Annotated in this window: 16 protein-coding genes; 3 read left to right on the forward strand and 13 right to left on the reverse strand. The window is 72.4% G+C overall.

Going from position 1 to position 16,093, the window contains the following annotated elements:
- Nucleotides 1-15: 15 nt before the first annotated feature.
- The 3 genes from HT134_RS37155 to HT134_RS37165 form a co-directional block, all read right to left on the reverse strand.
- On the reverse strand, nucleotides 16-825 hold the full coding sequence (locus tag HT134_RS37155; protein WP_175605174.1) for a hypothetical protein: 810 nt from the start codon (nucleotides 823-825) through the stop codon (nucleotides 16-18).
- A gap of 317 nt (nucleotides 826-1,142) precedes the next feature.
- Nucleotides 1,143-2,048: a PASTA domain-containing protein gene (locus tag HT134_RS37160; RefSeq protein WP_175605175.1), complete on the reverse strand. Its 906-nt coding sequence runs from the start codon at nucleotides 2,046-2,048 to the stop codon at nucleotides 1,143-1,145.
- On the reverse strand, nucleotides 2,045-2,545 hold the full coding sequence (locus tag HT134_RS37165) for a SigE family RNA polymerase sigma factor (RefSeq protein WP_175605176.1): 501 nt from the start codon (nucleotides 2,543-2,545) through the stop codon (nucleotides 2,045-2,047). Before HT134_RS37165 ends, HT134_RS37160 begins: the two co-directional genes overlap by 4 nt.
- A gap of 70 nt (nucleotides 2,546-2,615) precedes the next feature.
- On the opposite strand from HT134_RS37165, the gene HT134_RS37170 reads away from it, so the two are divergent.
- Nucleotides 2,616-3,635: an adenosine deaminase gene (locus tag HT134_RS37170; RefSeq protein WP_175605177.1), complete on the forward strand. Its 1,020-nt coding sequence runs from the start codon at nucleotides 2,616-2,618 to the stop codon at nucleotides 3,633-3,635.
- A gap of 21 nt (nucleotides 3,636-3,656) precedes the next feature.
- Here the strand turns inward: HT134_RS37170 and HT134_RS37175 are convergent, their stop codons facing one another.
- Both HT134_RS37175 and HT134_RS37180 read right to left on the reverse strand, forming a co-directional pair.
- On the reverse strand, nucleotides 3,657-4,472 hold the full coding sequence (locus HT134_RS37175; protein WP_217708820.1) for a hypothetical protein: 816 nt from the start codon (nucleotides 4,470-4,472) through the stop codon (nucleotides 3,657-3,659).
- Nucleotides 4,459-5,016: an RNA polymerase sigma factor gene (locus tag HT134_RS37180; protein ID WP_312888716.1), complete on the reverse strand. Its 558-nt coding sequence runs from the start codon at nucleotides 5,014-5,016 to the stop codon at nucleotides 4,459-4,461. Before HT134_RS37180 ends, HT134_RS37175 begins: the two co-directional genes overlap by 14 nt.
- Nucleotides 5,017-5,147: 131 nt before the next feature.
- Between HT134_RS37180 and HT134_RS37185 the strand changes: the two genes are divergently transcribed.
- Nucleotides 5,148-5,858 carry a class I SAM-dependent methyltransferase gene (locus HT134_RS37185; RefSeq protein ID WP_312888717.1) on the forward strand — a complete coding sequence of 237 codons (711 nt, stop codon included), beginning with the start codon at nucleotides 5,148-5,150 and terminating at the stop codon, nucleotides 5,856-5,858.
- Between the two features lie 3 nt (nucleotides 5,859-5,861).
- Here HT134_RS37185 and HT134_RS37190 read toward each other — a convergent pair whose 3' ends face one another.
- The 5 genes from HT134_RS37190 to HT134_RS37210 all read right to left on the reverse strand — a co-directional run bounded on the left by HT134_RS37190 (nucleotide 5,862) and on the right by HT134_RS37210 (nucleotide 12,385).
- On the reverse strand, nucleotides 5,862-6,746 hold the full coding sequence (locus HT134_RS37190; protein ID WP_175605179.1) for a carbohydrate ABC transporter permease: 885 nt from the start codon (nucleotides 6,744-6,746) through the stop codon (nucleotides 5,862-5,864).
- Nucleotides 6,746-7,630, reverse strand: a complete 885-nt coding sequence (locus HT134_RS37195; RefSeq protein ID WP_175605180.1) for a carbohydrate ABC transporter permease — start codon at nucleotides 7,628-7,630, stop codon at nucleotides 6,746-6,748. The genes HT134_RS37190 and HT134_RS37195 overlap by 1 nt, the downstream gene beginning before the upstream one ends.
- Nucleotides 7,631-7,700: 70 nt before the next feature.
- The gene (locus HT134_RS37200; RefSeq protein ID WP_312888718.1) at nucleotides 7,701-8,978 is read right to left on the reverse strand and encodes an extracellular solute-binding protein; all 1,278 of its coding nucleotides are present in this window, start codon (nucleotides 8,976-8,978) and stop codon (nucleotides 7,701-7,703) included.
- Between the two features lie 205 nt (nucleotides 8,979-9,183).
- Nucleotides 9,184-11,046, reverse strand: a complete 1,863-nt coding sequence (locus HT134_RS37205) for an acyl-CoA dehydrogenase family protein (protein WP_175605181.1) — start codon at nucleotides 11,044-11,046, stop codon at nucleotides 9,184-9,186.
- A 67-nt stretch (nucleotides 11,047-11,113) separates the two neighbouring features.
- Nucleotides 11,114-12,385: an APC family permease gene (locus HT134_RS37210; RefSeq protein ID WP_175605182.1), complete on the reverse strand. Its 1,272-nt coding sequence runs from the start codon at nucleotides 12,383-12,385 to the stop codon at nucleotides 11,114-11,116.
- Nucleotides 12,386-12,465: 80 nt separating this feature from the next.
- On the opposite strand from HT134_RS37210, the gene HT134_RS37215 reads away from it, so the two are divergent.
- Nucleotides 12,466-12,921 carry an Lrp/AsnC family transcriptional regulator gene (locus HT134_RS37215; protein ID WP_175595491.1) on the forward strand — a complete coding sequence of 152 codons (456 nt, stop codon included), beginning with the start codon at nucleotides 12,466-12,468 and terminating at the stop codon, nucleotides 12,919-12,921.
- A gap of 503 nt (nucleotides 12,922-13,424) precedes the next feature.
- Here HT134_RS37215 and HT134_RS37220 read toward each other — a convergent pair.
- From HT134_RS37220 to HT134_RS37230, 3 genes are read right to left on the reverse strand one after another with little or no spacing between them, the layout of a single operon-like run.
- Nucleotides 13,425-14,570 carry an acetyl-CoA C-acetyltransferase gene (locus tag HT134_RS37220; protein WP_175605183.1) on the reverse strand — a complete coding sequence of 382 codons (1,146 nt, stop codon included), beginning with the start codon at nucleotides 14,568-14,570 and terminating at the stop codon, nucleotides 13,425-13,427.
- Nucleotides 14,571-14,630: 60 nt separating this feature from the next.
- Nucleotides 14,631-15,308, reverse strand: a complete 678-nt coding sequence (locus HT134_RS37225; RefSeq protein ID WP_175605184.1) for a hypothetical protein — start codon at nucleotides 15,306-15,308, stop codon at nucleotides 14,631-14,633.
- Between the two features lie 23 nt (nucleotides 15,309-15,331).
- Complete coding sequence (locus HT134_RS37230; RefSeq protein ID WP_175605185.1) at nucleotides 15,332-16,087, reverse strand: class F sortase; 756 nt, start codon at nucleotides 16,085-16,087, stop codon at nucleotides 15,332-15,334.
- Between the last annotated feature and the right edge of the window lie 6 nt (nucleotides 16,088-16,093).

The following is a 16,093-nucleotide window of genomic DNA, read 5'->3' on the forward strand; positions in this document are numbered from 1 at the left end:
ACTATGTGTGGAGACTCAGGGAAAACCTCCCCAGTCTCCTACAAGACTCCGTACGGAGGCGGCAACAGGAAGCAGCTCCCCGGCGAGCGGCTCCCCGACCCGGACGCGGACCCCGAGGCCGGGGCGCAGGAGCCGGACGACGGTGCGGCCGCCGCGCGGGTCACGGCCGACCATGGCGGGCCTGCCGCCGACTGCGGTCTCCCTGGAGCCGGGCGGTGCGGTGCGGCGGTAGGCCGCCCAGCTCGCGGCGATCGCGCCGTAGTCGGCGCGGACCTCGACGAACCGGTCGCCCGCCGCGTACCCGGTGGCCCGGACGTCGGTCCCGTGTCCCGCTACCGTCCCGTGTCCCGCTACCGTCCCGTGTCCCGCGGCCTCGGTGTCCGGCACGGAGGAGGGTCGTGCGGCCCAGAGGGCCCACACGGTACGTGTGCCGGGGCCCGTGTCGGCCGCTCCCCCGCCCGTTCGGGTGAGCCCGGCCGGGAGGTGGGTGAACCACAGGTCGGCGGAGACGACGGCGAGGGTGGAGGCGGGGCCGGGAGGCGGCGGCGCCTGCGCGGGCCCGGCGGGGGCGCCTGCCGTGGGTGGCGCGACGCCGGGCGGCGCGGTCACGAGCGCTCCCGCCCCGGGCGAGGACGCCGACGACTCCCCGGAGCGCGGCGGCGGGTCGAGGGCGGCGGCGCGGGGCGGGCGGCCGAACCCCGAGGAGAAGATCCCCAACACGGTGGCCGCCGCCACCCCGAACGCGCCGAGCGCGAGCACCGCCCGCCACCACTGCCCGCCCTGCCGAACACCGGGGCCCTCCCCCGCGCGCTCTTGCAGGGTCACGGCGTCACCCGGAGCCACAACCTCTCCCGGCTCTCCCGGGGCCGAGCCGTCCCGTGGGGCCGGGTCCTCCCATGGGGCAGGGCCCGCTCCCAAGGCCGAGCCCTCCTGTGGGGGCGGAGCAGGGTGGAGGGGTGGGGTGCCATGGGAGGCGACGGCCGCCGGCGTGCCCGTCTCCCCGGGGAACCGCCGGGGTGGCGCGTCCTGCGGGGGACGGGGGGTCATCGCCTCAGGGGTCATGACCGTAGGATCCCCGCTCCACCGCCGCCCGTGGTGCCGTTCGCACGACTGGCCCCCGCTCAGCCGGCGACGGGCACGGGTCACCTGATCGGTTCGATGCCCTCGGCGATCTTCTTCAGCTCGGCCATGGCGTCGACCTGCTTGGCGTACTTGGGGCTGATGCACACCTCGACCGCCATCTCGTCGCTCACGAGGAAGCCGATCGTGGCCGTGGCGTCGTCCCGGGGCTCCTTGACGACCTCCCCGCCGTCGGTGAGGTTGGCCAGGTAGCCCTCGCGGTCGCCGATCGCGACGGACGGCAGGGTGTCCATCCGGCTCCGGACGCGCTTGGCCGCCTCGCCCTTGTACACGACGATCTGGACGCCGTACCCGCGGCTGTCGTCACCGCCGTCGGGCGCGTACGAGGTGGCGTAGCTGGTCTTGCCGAAGCCGTTCTTGCCCGACCACCGGCTCCAGGCCAGGCCCTCGGGCAGGTAGCCGACGTGGATGCCGCCGAACGTGCGGCCGTCGCCGAGGTCGCCGAGGTCCTGCGGCCGGCTGATCGGGGGCAGGGAGGTGAGGGCGACGAGGGAGCCCCTGGCGACCTCCGCGCCGGCGGCGGGCTTCTGCGTGACGACGATCTCGTCGGCCGACCCGGGGCTGAACGGCTCCGCGCCGTCCAGGCCCAGGCCGGCCGCGCGTACGGCCGCGACGGCGTCGGCGATCTTCATGCCCGTGACGTCGGGCATGGTGACGGAGTCCACCACGGCGGTGTCCTGGCCGGAGGTGGGCGAACCGGCGGGAGCCGCGGGGACGGCCCCTCCGGTGTTCAGGGCCGGCGGCACGGCCACGGCGACGGCCGCCGTCACGAGGGCGGCTCCGGCCACGCGGAACCTCATGACGTGGGCGCGGTGCCGGCGGCGCACGGTCCGGCCCAGTGTGGGCGGGGCCTGCACGTGGGACACCTGGCGCTCCATGGCCTCCGCGAGGAGGTCCTCGACGTTCATGGCATCGCTCCTTCGGTGACGTTCATGCGTTCGCGGATCCTGGCCAGGCCGCGCGCGGCCTGGGACTTGACGGTGCCGGGCGAGCAGCCGAGCAGGGCAGCGGTCGCGGCTTCGGACTGGGCCTCCCAGTAGCGGAGGACGAGCACGGCCCGCATCCTGGGCGGGAGCCTGCGCAGTTCCTCGAAGAGCGCGTCGCGCAGGTCGAGGTCGGGTGAGGGCGCGGCCGTCTCGGGCGGCCGCGCGAACGTGATCTCCTGGATCAGGCGGCGGCGCCGCGCCTTGCTGATCGCCGCGTTGACGACGATCTTGCGCGCGTACGCATCGGGATTGTCGCCCCGGATCCTCGGCCAGTGCCGGTAGACCTTCTCCAGCGCGTGCTGGACGAGGTCCTCGGCGTCGTGGCTGGTGGCGCCACAGACCAGGATCGCGGTGCGCATGAGCGAGGTGCTCCGGGCGGCGAGGAACTCGTCGAACGCCGCCTCATCTTCATCCGTCATGAGCGAGGGTCCCCTTTCGCCCCTCCTCAACGCGTGAGTACCGCACCGGGTTGAGTGGCACCATAGGGAAATGGCACGTCCGCTCGACGCTCTCCCCAAGGCTCACCTGCACCTGCACTTCACCGGATCGATGCGGCACTCGACGCTGATCGAGCTGGCCCGGGAGCAGGGCCTGCACCTGCCGGACGCCCTGGAACAGGACTGGCCGCCGCGCCTGCGGGCCACCGACGAGCGGGGCTGGTTCCGGTTCCAGCGGTTGTACGACATCGCGCGGTCGGTGCTGTCGCGGCCGGAGCACGTCTACCGGCTGCTGCGGGAGACGGCCGAGGACGAGGCGGCCGAGGGGTCGCGGTGGCTGGAGATCCAGGTGGACCCGTCGGGCTACGCGCACCGCTTCGGCGGGCTGACGGCGACGATGGAGCTGGTGCTGGACGCGGTCGGCCGGGCCGCGGAGCACGCGGGCGTGGGGATCGCGGTGGTCGTGGCGGCCAACCGCACGCGCCACCCGCTGGACGCCAACACGCTGGCGCGGCTCGCGGCGCAGTTCGCGGGGCGGGGCGTGGTGGGGTTCGGGCTGTCGAACGACGAACGCCGGGGGCAGGCCCGCGACTTCGAGCGGGCGTTCCGTATCGCGCGGCGGGCCGGGCTGCTGGCGGTGCCGCACGGCGGTGAGCTGCTGGGGCCGCGCAGCGTGGCGCAGTGCGTGGAGGACCTGGGCGCCGACCGGCTGGGGCACGGGGTGCGCGCGGCGGAGGACGAGCGGCTGATGGAGCTGCTGGCGCGGCGGGAGATCTGCTGCGAGGTGTGTCCCAGCTCGAACGTGGGGCTCGGGGTGGCCGAGCGGGCGAGCGACGTGCCGGTGCGGCGGTTGTTCGAGGCGGGGGTGCCGATCGCGCTGGGGGCCGACGACCCGCTGCTGTTCGGGTCGCGGCTGGCGCGGCAGTACGAGCTGGCGCGCGAGGCGTACGGCTTCACCGACGCGGAGGTCGCGGAGCTGGCGCGGCAGTCGGTGCGGGCCTCGGCGGCGCCGGAGGAGACCCGCAAGGAGCTGTTGAAGGAGATCGACGACTGGCTGGCCGCGCCCGGGTGAGCGCCGCTCCCCGGTGGGCGGTCAGCGTAGCGAGGCGGCGATGCGGGCGGCGCGGTCCTTGTCCCCCGCGCCCTCCAGGCGGTGGCCGACTCCGCCGTTCTCCCAGATCAGGGTGGGCGCGGCCTGCCGGAGCGGCACGGAGGTGCCGTCCTCGCGCTTGATGTAGCCGAGGGGGTGGGCGCCGCCGATCCACAGGGCGTCGATGCCGCGGGCGTGGACCTGCTCGGGGAAGGGCGGGCCGAGCTGCTTCCACAGGTACGGGCTGATGGTGCCGTCGAACTGGTCGAGCCGCAGGCCGCCGGGCCACAGCATGGAGACGACGCGCCCGCCGTCGGCGACGGTGACGGTGTCCGGGGCGCCGAGGGCGGCCGGGGTCCGGACGGGGAAGCGGACCATGGCGCGGGCCTCGGCGAGGGTGACGGCGCGCTCTCCCGGCAGCGAGGTGGGCGTGGGGCCGCCGGGTGTGGTCGTGCCGGTCGTCGGGGCGCCGCCGAGGCGCAGTTCGATCCCGGCGTACCGGAGGATCTGCGCGACCGCGGCCCTGCCCTGCGGGGTGGCGGCCGTGAGGGCGGCCACGGCGAGCACCACGGCGGCGACGACCGCCCACCGGCGCCTGCGCCACGTGCCCGGTGTGCGGGTGACACGGGAGGCGGGGGTGGCGGCCAGGCGGGCACGGACGGCTGCCGCGACGTCGGCGGGCGGCGGCGCGGGGACGTCGAGGGCGTCGCCGAGCGCGAACAGCTCAGCTTCGAGGTCGCCGAAAGCATCGGAGTCGCCGAAATCGTCGCGATCGCCGCGATCGCCGCGATCGTCGTCGTGGGGTTCACGCGAGCTCACCGCCCACCTCCTCCCTCAGCCGGGCCAGCCCGCGGTGCGTGCTGGACTTGACGGTGCCCACTGGACGGCCGAGCACCTCGGCGGTCTCGGCCTCGCTCAGCTGTAAGAAGTACCGGCAGACGACCGCGTCGCGTTCCCCGTCGGGCAGGGCGCGGACGGCCTCCAGCAGCCGGGCGCGGCGGTCCCCGGCCACGGCGGCGCCCTCCGGGTCGTCGGGGGCGACGGGGTCGGCGACGGCGCCGAGCCGGGCGGCGAGGCCGTTCCTGCGCCCGCGCGAGCGGGTGAGGTTGTGCGTCTCGTTGGCCACGATCCGCAGCAGCCACGGCCGGAACGGCGACCCGCGGCGGAACGACGCGAGGGCGCGGTACGCCTTGACGAACGCCTCCTGCACCACGTCCTCGGCCTCGTCGGCGGCGCCGAGCATGGCGGCGGTGCGGTGGGCGAGCGCGCTGTAGCGGGCGACCAGCGCCTCGTAGGCGGTCAGGTCACCGGCGAGGGAGCGGGCGATGGCCTCGTCGTCGTCCATGGGCGGGTCAGATTCCACCGCATCCCGGACGGTCTGGGAAGACCCGTTCGGCGCATCATGTGACCTTCGAGCCCGGCCGGGCACTAGACTCGGGCCAATCCGCGAGCCCTTAAAGGAACGGGACTATGTCTTCAGGGTATGACCGTGTAGTGCAGCCGGCGGCCGGCGACGAGGCGTTGGAGAACCACCTCGGAGGCGACGAGGCCAAGAACTACCGGCAGTACGAGCTGGACATGGTCGCCCCGCACGTCGGGCGGTCGATGCTGGAGATCGGCTCCGGCCTGGGCCACTTCGCCGAGCAGTTCCTGCCGCGGCTCGACCGGCTCGTGGTGAGCGACTTCGACCCCTACTGCGTCGAGCAGCTGCGCAAGCGCTTCGCGGGTCGCGACGACATCGACGTGCTCCAGTTCGGGCTGCCGACCGACATCCCGCTGGAGGACAAGGTCGACACGGTCGTGATGATGAACGTCCTCGAGCACATCGAGGAGGACGCCGAGGCGCTGCGCTCGCTGGCGAAGGTGACGCTGCCGGGCGGGCGGATCATCATCTGGGTGCCGGGCTACATGCAGCTCTACGGGGACTTCGACCGCAAGGTCGGCCACGTCCAGCGCTACACGCCCAAGACGCTGCGCTCGACGGTCGCCAAGGCGGGGCTCGACATCGACGTGCTCAAGCCGATCAACTTCCTGGGCGGCATCGCCTGGTGGGCGGCGGTGCGGCGGGGCGGGGTGGGCTACCCCGACCCGCGGCTGGTGAAGATCTACGACCGCACGGTGGTGCCGGCGACGCGGCTGATCGAGCGGTTCATCACGCCGCCGTTCGGCCAGACGGTCTTCTGCGTGGCCCGCGTCCCCCGGTAGCCGTCACTTGATGGAGCCGGCGGTGAGGCCGCCGACGACCTTCCGCTCGATCAGCGCGAACAGGATGATCACCGGGATGGTCGCGATGACCGAGCCGGCGAACAGGCTCTGCCAGTCCACCTGGTACTGACCGATGAACGAGTTCAGCGCCACGGTGAGCGGCTGGTTCTCGGGCGTGGTGGCGAGCGTGAGCGCCACCACGAACTCGTTCCACGCGGCGATGAACGTGAAGATCAGCGCGGTGATGACGCCGGGCATGGCCAGCGGCAGCGTGATGCGGAACAGCGCCCCGAACCGGCCGTTGCCGTCGATGAACGCGGCCTCCTCCAGCTCGCGTGGGATGGACGAGAAGTACGCGTTGAGGATCCACACCGCGAACGCCAGGTTGAACCCGCCGTTGACCAGGATGAGCGACCAGATCGAGTCCACCATCCCGAACTGGTAGAACTCGCGGTAGATGCCGACGAGCATCGCGGTCGGCTGGAACATCTGGGTGACGAGCACGAGGATGAGGAACGCCGTGCGCCCCCGGAAGTTGTACCGCGCGGAGTAGTAGGCGGCGGGCAGGGCCACGAGCAGCACGAGGATGGTGGACCCGGCGGCCACCTTGAGGGTGACCATGAGGTTGCCGGCCAGGCCGCTGCTCCAGAAGCCGGTCAGGCTCGACAGGTCCCACTCGGTGGGCAGCAGGGTGGCCTCGCGCAGCGAGTCCTGGGGCCGCATCGAGGTGAGCAGCATCACCAGGTACGGGAAGACGAAGATGAACGCGATCACGTAGGCGGCGGCCGCGGTGATCGTGGTCTTGAGCCTCGGCATGGCCCGCCGGCCGGGGGGCCGGGGCCGGGCGTGCTGGCGGGCGGTGGCGGGGGGCGCGGTCGTGACGGCCATCAGGCCACCTCCTTGTTCCAGCGGGAGACCTTGAGGAAGATCACGGTCAGGACGAGCACCATGCCGAAGTTGACCACGGACATGGCGGCCGACTCACCGATGTTCGAGCCCTTGAGGATGAACATGAGGATCGTCGAGGTGGCGGTGGAGTAGCCGGGCTGGCCGTGCGTCATCGCCCAGATGATCGGGAAGCTGTTGAAGACGTTCATCACGTTGATGAGCGCGGCCACGGTCAGGGCGGGCCGCAGCAGGGGCAGCGTGATGGACCAGTACGTGCGCAGTCTGGACGCGCCGTCCATCTTGGCCGCCTCGTAGACGTCGGCCGGGATGGTGGCCAGGCCGGCGAGCAGCGCGTACGTGGTGAACGGCACGGAGACGAAGACGGCGACGAAGACCAGCCACGGCATGGCGGTGGAGGCGTCGCCGAGCTGGTCGGCCGAGGCGCCGCCGAGCGCGTCGAGGAGGCCGAGCTTGACCCGGATCTGGTTGACGACGCCGACCTCGGGGTCGAGCATCCACTTGAAGATGATCGCGGTCATCAGCACGGACGCGGCCCAGGGCGCGATGAGCGCCCAGCGGGCGACGCGGCGGCCGGGGAAGCGCTGGTTGAACAGCTGGGCGAGGGCGAGCGAGACGAGCACGGTCAGGGCGACGACGGCGACGACCCAGATGACGCTGCGGACCATGATGTCCGCGAAGTCCTTCTCGTCGAACAGCTTGTCGTAGTTGGCCAGGCCGTAGAAGCCCTGCTCCACCCCTCGCCGGTTGATCTTGAGGAACGACGACCGGATCATCTCGACGACCGGCCAGAGCACGACGAGCGCGATGAGCACGACGGCGGGCCCGGTCCAGGCCAGCGGCTCCAGGGCGCGCAACCTTCTCATGAACTACCTTCCAGGACGGTACGGCCGGCGCCCCGGCTGCGAGACACCGGCCGTACGGTGCGCCGAGGGGTCAGCCGGCGTCGGCGGTCTTCTGGAGCTCGCCGAGCACCTTGGCCGGGTCGTCCTTGACGGCCCCGCCGATGGTCTGCTTGATCTCCGGGTTCAGGTCGGCCCACTTGGGGTCCTGGAACGGGTAGAAGCTGGCGTTGGGCAGGGCGTCGAGGAACGGCTTGAGCTTCTCGTCGCTGGACAGCTTCTGGATGCCGCCGTTGGTGACGGGCAGCAGCTTGTACGTGTCGCTGATCTTCTGGGCGGCGGAGCCGGTGTAGAAGAAGTCGAAGAACTTCTTGATCTCGGCGGCGTGGCCGTTCTTGTTGAACGCCATGATCCAGTCCATGACGCCGAGGGTGGTGTCGAGCGGGCCGGACTTGCCGGGGATGGGCGCGACGCCGTACTTGTCCTTCAGGCCGGCCGCGTCGAAGATCGGGATGGACATGGGGCCGCCGTTGACCATGCCGACCTTGCCGGCGCCGAAGTCCTCCCAGACCGTCTTGCGGTCCTTGGTGCCGGGGTTGGGGGTGGTCAGGCCGGCGTCGACCAGGCCCTTGAGGTAGGTGAACGTCTCGATGTTCTGCGGGGAGTTGATGGCCCACTTGCCGGAGGCGTCCTTGTAGCCGCCGCCGTTGCCGAGCATCCACAGGAACGACTCGGCCTGGGCCTCCTCCTGGCCGAGGGGCAGGCCGAACGGCTGGCTGACGCCGGCCTTCTTGAGCTTCTCGGCGGCGGCCTTGAGCTCGTCCCAGGTCTTGGGCGGCTCGCTGATGCCGGCCTTGGTGAACAGGTCCTTGTTGTAGAACAGGGCGCGGGCGGAGGAGACGAACGGGATGCCGTAGGCGGTGCCGTCGACCTTGCCGAAGTCGGCGAACTTCTGCAGCATGTCGCCGGAGACGTTCGGGGAGAGCACCTCCTCGACCTTGTAGAGCATGTCGTCCTTGGCGAAGCCCGAGTAGTCGCCGGTCTGCAGGATGTCGGGCACCTGGCCGTTCTGGACCATGGTGGCGACCTGCTTGTCGATGTCGTTCCAGTTGATGACCTGGACGTCGACCTTGATGTTCGGGTTGGCCGCCTGGAACTCGTCGACGACGCCCTTCCAGAACGTCTCGCCGGAGTTGGGCTTGCCGGGGCCGTCGCCGTAGTCGGCGGCGACCATCTTCAGCGTGACCTGGCCTCCGCCGGACGCCTTCTGGTCGCCGGACGAGCCCGAGCCGCCCGAGCCGGAGCCGCAACTCGACAGGACCAGCATGGCCGCCACGCCGAGAGCGGCGCCGCCCGCAAGCTTGATTCTCACCTGTGTACCGCCTTCTCGTCGGACGGGGTCCCTGCTGGTCCGTACCAGTCGCCGTCCCGCCCAGAGGGATATGGGGGTGCGTGAGCCGTCTCGCCACGCGTTTGCGCCAGCGTAAGCCCGCTTTCGACAGCCGGTCTATACCGGCTCGTCTCGGTTCGGCAACATCTGGGGCGGAAAGCGCTGACCAGCGGTCTAGACCGGTGTCTCAGGTGATCTTCCGGCGGATGTTCTCCCCGCCCTCGGGCGCGCCGACCCACGGCCCCTCGATCGACGGGTCGAGGACGCCCTCCTCCAGGAACCCGTAGCGGCCGTCGAGGACGTACCGGGCCAGGCGGACGTCGGCGCTGTCGCTGTTGTCCCAGAGCCGGGCGAACAGGGCGTCGGCCCGCCGCCTGGCCTGCCGGCAGAAGGTGTCGGCCAGCTCGTACGGCCGGCGCCCCAGGTCGGCGGCGTCCTCCTCGGCCCTGACGCAGGCCGCCGTCATGGCGAACAGCTCGGCCCCGACGTCCACGATCCGGCCGAGGAACGCCTGCCGGTGCTCCAGCCGCCCCTGCCAGCGGGACATGCCGTAGAACAGCGACCGGGCGAGCTTGCGGCTGGTCCGCTCCACGTAGCGCAGGTGGTGGGCGAGCGGGCCGAAGCCGGCGTACGAGGTGGGCAGGTTGCCCGTGCCGGCCACGAGCGTCGGCAGCCAGCGGGCGTAGAAGGCGCCGGCCCGTCTGAGCGCCCGGGCCCGCGCCTGCGGCGAGGCGTCCGGGTCGATCAGCTCGCCGGCGGCCGACAAGTGGGCGTCGACCGCCTCGCGGGTGATGAGCAGGCGCATGATCTCGGAGGAGCCCTCGAAGATGCGGTTGATGCGGGAGTCGCGCAGCATCTGCTCGGCGGGCACGCCGCGCTCGCCGCGGGCGGCCAGCGACTCGGCGCTCTCGTACCCGCGCCCGCCCCTGATCTGGACCAGTTCGTCGAGCACCTGGTAGGCCATCTCGGAGGCGTACAGCTTGGCCAGGGCGGCCTCGATGCGGATGTCGTTGCGCTGGTCGTCGGCCATGCGGCTGGTCAGGTCGCAGACGGCCTCCAGGGCGTACGCGGTGGCCGCGATGAAGGAGATCTTGGTGGCGACGGCCTCGTGCCGCCCGACGCTGCGCCCCCACTGGACGCGGGCGTTGCCCCACTCGCGGGCGATCTTGACGGCCCACTTGGCGTTGCCCGCGCAGGTGGCCGGCAGGGAGAGGCGGCCGGTGTTGAGCGTGGTGAGGGCGATCTTCAGGCCCTGCCCCTCGCGGCCGATGAGGTTGCGGGCCGGCACCCTGACCTGGCGGAACTCGGTGACGCCGTTCTCGATGCCGCGCAGGCCCATGAACGCGTTGCGGCGCTGCACCGTGATGCCCGGCGTGTCGGCCTCGACGACGAACGCGCTGACCTTCTCGCCGGTGCGGGCCATGACGACGAGCAGGTCGGCCACCACACCGTTGGTGGTCCACAGCTTGACGCCGTCCAGGACGTACTCGTCGCCGTCGCGCACCGCGGTGGTGGACAGGCGGGCGGGGTCGGAGCCCACGTCCGGCTCGGTCAGCAGGAACGCGGAGATCTCGCCGCGCGCGCACCGGGGCAGGAACTCGCGCTTCTGCTCCTCGGTGCCGAACAGCTTGAGCGGCTGCGGCACGCCGATCGACTGGTGCGCCGACAGCAGGGTGGCCAGCGCGGGGCAGTACGAGCCGACCAGCATGAGGGTGCGGCAGTAGTAGAGGTACGGCAGGCCGAGCCCGCCGTACTCCTCGCCGATCGTGATGCCGAACGCGCCGAGCCCGGCCAGGCCCTTGACCACCTCGTCCGGCACCTGGGCGGTGCGTTCGATCTCGGCCGGATCGACGTGCGCGTCCAGGAACCTGCGCACCGCGCGCACGAACTCCTCGCCCCGCTTGGCCGCCTCCTCCGCCGGGACGGGCGCGGGGCGCACGAGGTCCAGCCGGAAGTCCCCGAGGAACAGTTGCTTGGCGAAGCTGGGGCGCGTCCATTCCTTCTCGCGGGCCTGCTCGCCGAGCTCTCTCGCCTTCGCGTACTCGCTCATGGCATCCTCCCGCCGACGTTACGCTCCCTGGGGATGCCTGTGTACCCGGCGCTCCGGCGAGATCACCTCAAGGGATCGTCACGCGTGCCACCGGGCGGCGGGCCGAGGCGCGCGTCGCCACCAGGGCCACCACCGCCAGCCCGGCCGGCACCAGCAGGTACGCCCCGCAGCAGGCGAGCGCGGCGAGCGCGAGCACGGTCGCGACCACGGCCATGACCCGCAGCGGCCCGCGGGGCAGCACCCGCACGGCCGCCGCCACGCCGGCCGCGGTCACCGCCGCCAGGCAGGCCGACGTGGCCCGCATCAGCGTGTCGAGGTCCACGGTCCAGACCAGCGCCAGGCCGGTCGTCACGGCGGTCGCCCCGGCCAGCAGCCCGAGGCTCCGGTACGGCGTGCCGCCGGGCCCGCCGCCCCGGGCGAACCAGGCGGGCAGCGCGCCGTCCCTGGCCAGCGCCGCCCCGAGCCGGGAGGCGCCGGCGACGTAGGTGTTGATCGCGCCGAAGGTCAGCAGCACCGCGACGCCGCCGACGACCGGCCGGGCCGCGGAGCCGGCGCCGATCTCCAGCAGCGCGGCCAGCGGCACCGGGCTCTCGGCGGCGCGCCGGCCGAGCACGCCGATCGTGGTGAGGGCCACGCCCAGGTAGAGCACCGTGATGAGGGCCAGGGTGGCCACGGTCGCCCGGGTGAGCCCGCGGCCGTCGGCGAACTCGGCCGACAGGTGGCTCGCGGCCTCCCAGCCGACGAAGGCGAACAGCAGCACCCCGGCGGCGTCCACCACCCCCGGCAGGCCGTACGGGGCGAAGGGGGTGAAGTGGGCGGCCTGGGCGTGCGGCGCGGCGGTGAGCACGGCGCCGGCCAGCACCGCGACCAGGGCGAGCACCATGCCGAGCTGGAGCCGCCCGGAGGTGCGCAGCCCCGCGGCGTTGGCCGCGAACGCCAGCAGGAGCAGCGCCGCGGCGACCGCCCACGCCCCGGCGCTGGAGTCCAGGCCGAGGGCGGCGGCCACGTACTCGCCGCCCACCAGCGCCCCGGCCAGCGCGCCCACGGGGATGACGCCGTAGAACCACCAGCCGACGACCGCCGAGGCGCGCCGGCCGAACGCCAGCGCCACGAAGCTGGCCACTCCCCCGCCGTCGGGGTAGCGGGCGCCGAGCGCGGCGAAGGTGAGCGCCACCGGCACGCTGAGCAGCAGCAGCGCGGCCCAGGCCAGCACCGAGGCGGGCCCGGCCGCGGCGGCGGCGAGGTGCGGCAGCACCAGCATCCCTGGTCCGAGCACCGCGCCCACGAGCAACGCCGTCCCCTGCGCGGCCCCGAGCCGCCCACCGGTCTGTCCTGTCATATCCCGAAAAACTAGTCATTCGCCCGCTCTGGTGGCATAGCGACCGAACAGACGGCCGGAACCGGTGCGAGACTGCCGTCATGGACGAACTAGATTCGGCGATCGTGCGCCTTCTCCAAACAGATGCGCGCCAGTCCAACCGCGAGCTGGCCCGCAAGCTCGGCGTGGCGCCCTCCACCTGCCTGGAACGCGTCCGCGCGCTCACCCGGCGCGGCGTGATCCGCGGCTACCACGCCGACATCGACCCCGCGGCGCTCAACCGGTCGGTCCAGGCGATGGTGTCGGTGCAGGTGCGCCCGCTCAGCCGGGAGGTCATCGACGCGTTCAAGCAGTCGGCCGCCGAGCTGCCGGAGGTGCTCAGCGTCTTCGTGCTGGCGGGCGGCGACGACTTCCTGCTGCACGTCGCGGTGCAGGACCTCGACCACCTGCACGCGTTCCTGCTGGACCGGCTGAGCAAGCGGCGCGAGATCGCCGGCTTCCGCACGTCGGTCATCTTCCAGCAGGTCCACGACACCGCTCCGGCGCGGCTGGACTAGCACCTCGGCGAAGGCGTCGCGGAAATAATCGGTTGCGCCCCTTCCCCCGCGTCCCCTACCGTCCAGGACATGCGTTTCTTCCTGTGATGAGCGGGGCCGACCTCGATCGGCCCGGCCACTCGGCAGCCCATCCGCCCGGCGGTGTCCACTCCCGCGGGCGAGTCCGTCCAGACGCGGCAGCTGAGCTTGTCGACCGGCGTTCCACAGCCGCGTCGCGAGTCACGCGAAGGAGTCTCGTATGCGAGTACGTGCCAGCGGTAAACGAAAGAAGAACGCCCCCAGCCTTCCGGGGAGTCCGGCCTCGCCGGCGCCCCGGAAGCTGCCCAAACTGCCGCAGCGGCCGATCGCGCCGCCGCGGCGCATCCCGCCCAAGGGGCGCTAGACCACTACCGGGATGGTGGTGAAGTGCGGCGCGCGGCCCGTACGCCATGGGCCCCCGCACACCACCGCGGCGCCCCGGCCTCCACGTGGGGCCGGGGCGCCGCGCTGGACCGCTTCTCGGGTCAGAGGCGTTCGATGATGGTGACGTTGGCCTGGCCGCCGCCCTCGCACATCGTCTGCAGGCCGTACCGGCCGCCGGTGCGCTCCAGCTCGTGCAGCAGCTTGGTCATGAGGATCGCGCCCGTGGCGCCCAGCGGGTGGCCGAGGGCGATGGCGCCGCCGTTCGGGTTGACCCGGGCCGGGTCGGCGCCCAGCTCCTTGATCCAGGCGAGCGGCACCGGGGCGAACGCCTCGTTGATCTCCACCACGTCGATGTCGTCGATCGACATGCCGGCCCTGTCCAGGGCCTTGCGGGTGGCCGGGATCGGCGCGGTCAGCATGTAGACGGGGTCGTCGCCCATGAGCGCGAGCTGGTGGATCCGCGCGCGCGGGGTGAGGCCGTGCTCGCGGACGGCCCGCTCGGAGGCGATGAGCACCGCGCCGGAGCCGTCGGAGATCTGCGAGGAGGTGGCCGCGGTGATCTGGCCGTCCTCCTTGAGCGTCTTCAGCTCGGCCATCTTCTCCAGCGTCGTGTCGGGACGCGGGCCCTCGTCGTCCTCGACGCCGTTGACCGGCGCGATCTGGTCGCGGAAGTAGCCGTTGGCGACCGCCTTGGCCGCCCGCTGGTGCGACTCCAGCGCGAACCGCTCCAGCTCCTCCCGAGAGAGGCCCCACTTCTGGCACATCAGCTCCGCGCCGCGGAACTGCGAGATCTCCTGCTTGCCGTAACGCTCGACCCACCTGTCGCCGAACGGGAACGGCATGCCCTTCTCCAGCGCCGCCGTGATCGAGGCGCCCATCGGCACGATGCTCATGGACTCGACACCGGCCGCCACGACGAGGTCCTGGGTGCCGGACAGCACGCCCTGGGCGGCGAAGTGGACCGCCTGCTGCGAGGAGCCGCACTGCCGGTCGATCGTGACGCCGGCCGTGGTCTCGGGGAGCCCGGCCGACAGCCACGCGTTGCGCGCGATGTCCATGCTCTGGGGGCCGAACTGCATCACGCACCCCATGATGACGTCCTCGACCGCCGCCGGGTCCACGCCGGTGCGGTCGATCAGCGCCTTGAGCGTGTGCGCGGCCAGGTCAGTGGGGTGGACGGTGGAAAGGCCGCCCTTCTTCTTGCCGACCGGGGTGCGGACCGCCCCGACGATGTACGCCTCTGCCACAGTGCCTCCTGAAACCGAGCATTATTCGGTTATAGGGAGAGACTACAACAGAACGATGCTCTACGCCTTCCCGGCCGGAGGCAGCAGATCGGTCACGGCGTCCACCCGGAACCGCCACCGGTCCACCACCAGGCCGTTCAACGCCTCGGCCAGCCGCAAGGCGAGCGCGCCCAGCCGCTCGGCGTCCTCGCCGCGCAGCTCGATCGCCGTCAGGTCGGAGGCGAACGGCAGCAGCTCGCCCACGGCCGGCGGCCGGCCCTTCTGCGGCACGACGAGCACCCGCACGCCGTCGCCCAGGTGGACGAACTCCTCCTCCTGCTCGACCTCGCCCAGCTCGGCCTCCAGCAGGGGACGCAACTCGTCGTCGGCCGGGCGTACGGGGACGATCACGGCGGGCCCGCCGCCCTCCTCGTCGGCCGGATCGCTCACCTCGCCCCGGCACACCGCGAGCCCGCCCAGCCGGAACGCCAGGCCCTCCGCGAGGTAACGGTCGAAGAAGTCGAACGGCAGCGGCCCCTCGGCCGACACCCGCACCGCCCACACCTGCTCCAGCACGCCGCCCACCAGGTCGGGCTCGGCCTCCACCGGCGCGTGGACCCGGACGTCGGTCGCGACGAGGTCCTCACCGTCCTCGCGGGCGTCGGGATCGGCCAGCCGCACCAGCCGCAGCACCTCACCACGCGCCGGCTTGGCGGGCAACGCCGCCGTCGGGCCAGTACGCAGTCTCCGCTTCGCCATCCAGCCCATGCGCGCCTCCGCGATCAGCTTCGATAGGAGCTCGTCATCGTCGCGTAGACGATGATGTTATCGGTGTAGTGACCGATCGCGCGGTTGTACGTGCCACCGCACGTGATGAGGTGGAGCTGCGCGTTGGCCCGGCTGCCGTAGACGCGCTCGGTCGGGAACGTCTTCTTGCTGGCCTGCTCGATGCCGCCGACCGTGAACACCGCCGTGACGCCGTCCTGCCGCTTGACCTCGATGGTGTCGCCGTTGCGGAGCTCGTGCAGGCGGCTGAAGACGGCGCCGCGCGTGTAGGTGTCCTTGTGGCCCAGCATGACGGCGGCGCCGGCCTCGCCAGGGGTGGCCATCTCGCGGTACCAGCCCACCAGGTTGGGATTGTCGGCCGGCGGGACCTGGATCGTGCCGTCCTTGGCCAGACCGAGCGACTTGACCGGGGCGTTCACGCCGAGCTTCTTGATCACGACGCGGACCGGGCTGGAGGGCATCATCGGCGGAGCCGGGTCCGGCAGCGGCAGGGGCGGCGGCACGGTCGGGGCGGCCTTGAACAGCGCCTGCGCCGGCTGGCCGGTGGCCTTGCCGTCGGGCTGGGCGCTGAGGGGCAGCTGGTCGCGCCGGGAGGAGGCCAGCCCGTACTCCTCCGGGGAGTTGAAGACGATCAGCATGCCGGCCACGACCGTGACCACACCCGCGATGGCGGCCAGGATGAGGACGGTGCGCAGCACCCGCCCGCCGGGGTCGTCGGGCGGCTCGCCACCGTAGGGGTAGTGCTGGGCCATGGCGCC

Origin of the sequence: Nonomuraea rhodomycinica (genome assembly GCF_013363995.1) — a bacterium.
Taxonomy (GTDB): domain Bacteria; phylum Actinomycetota; class Actinomycetes; order Streptosporangiales; family Streptosporangiaceae; genus Nonomuraea; species Nonomuraea rhodomycinica.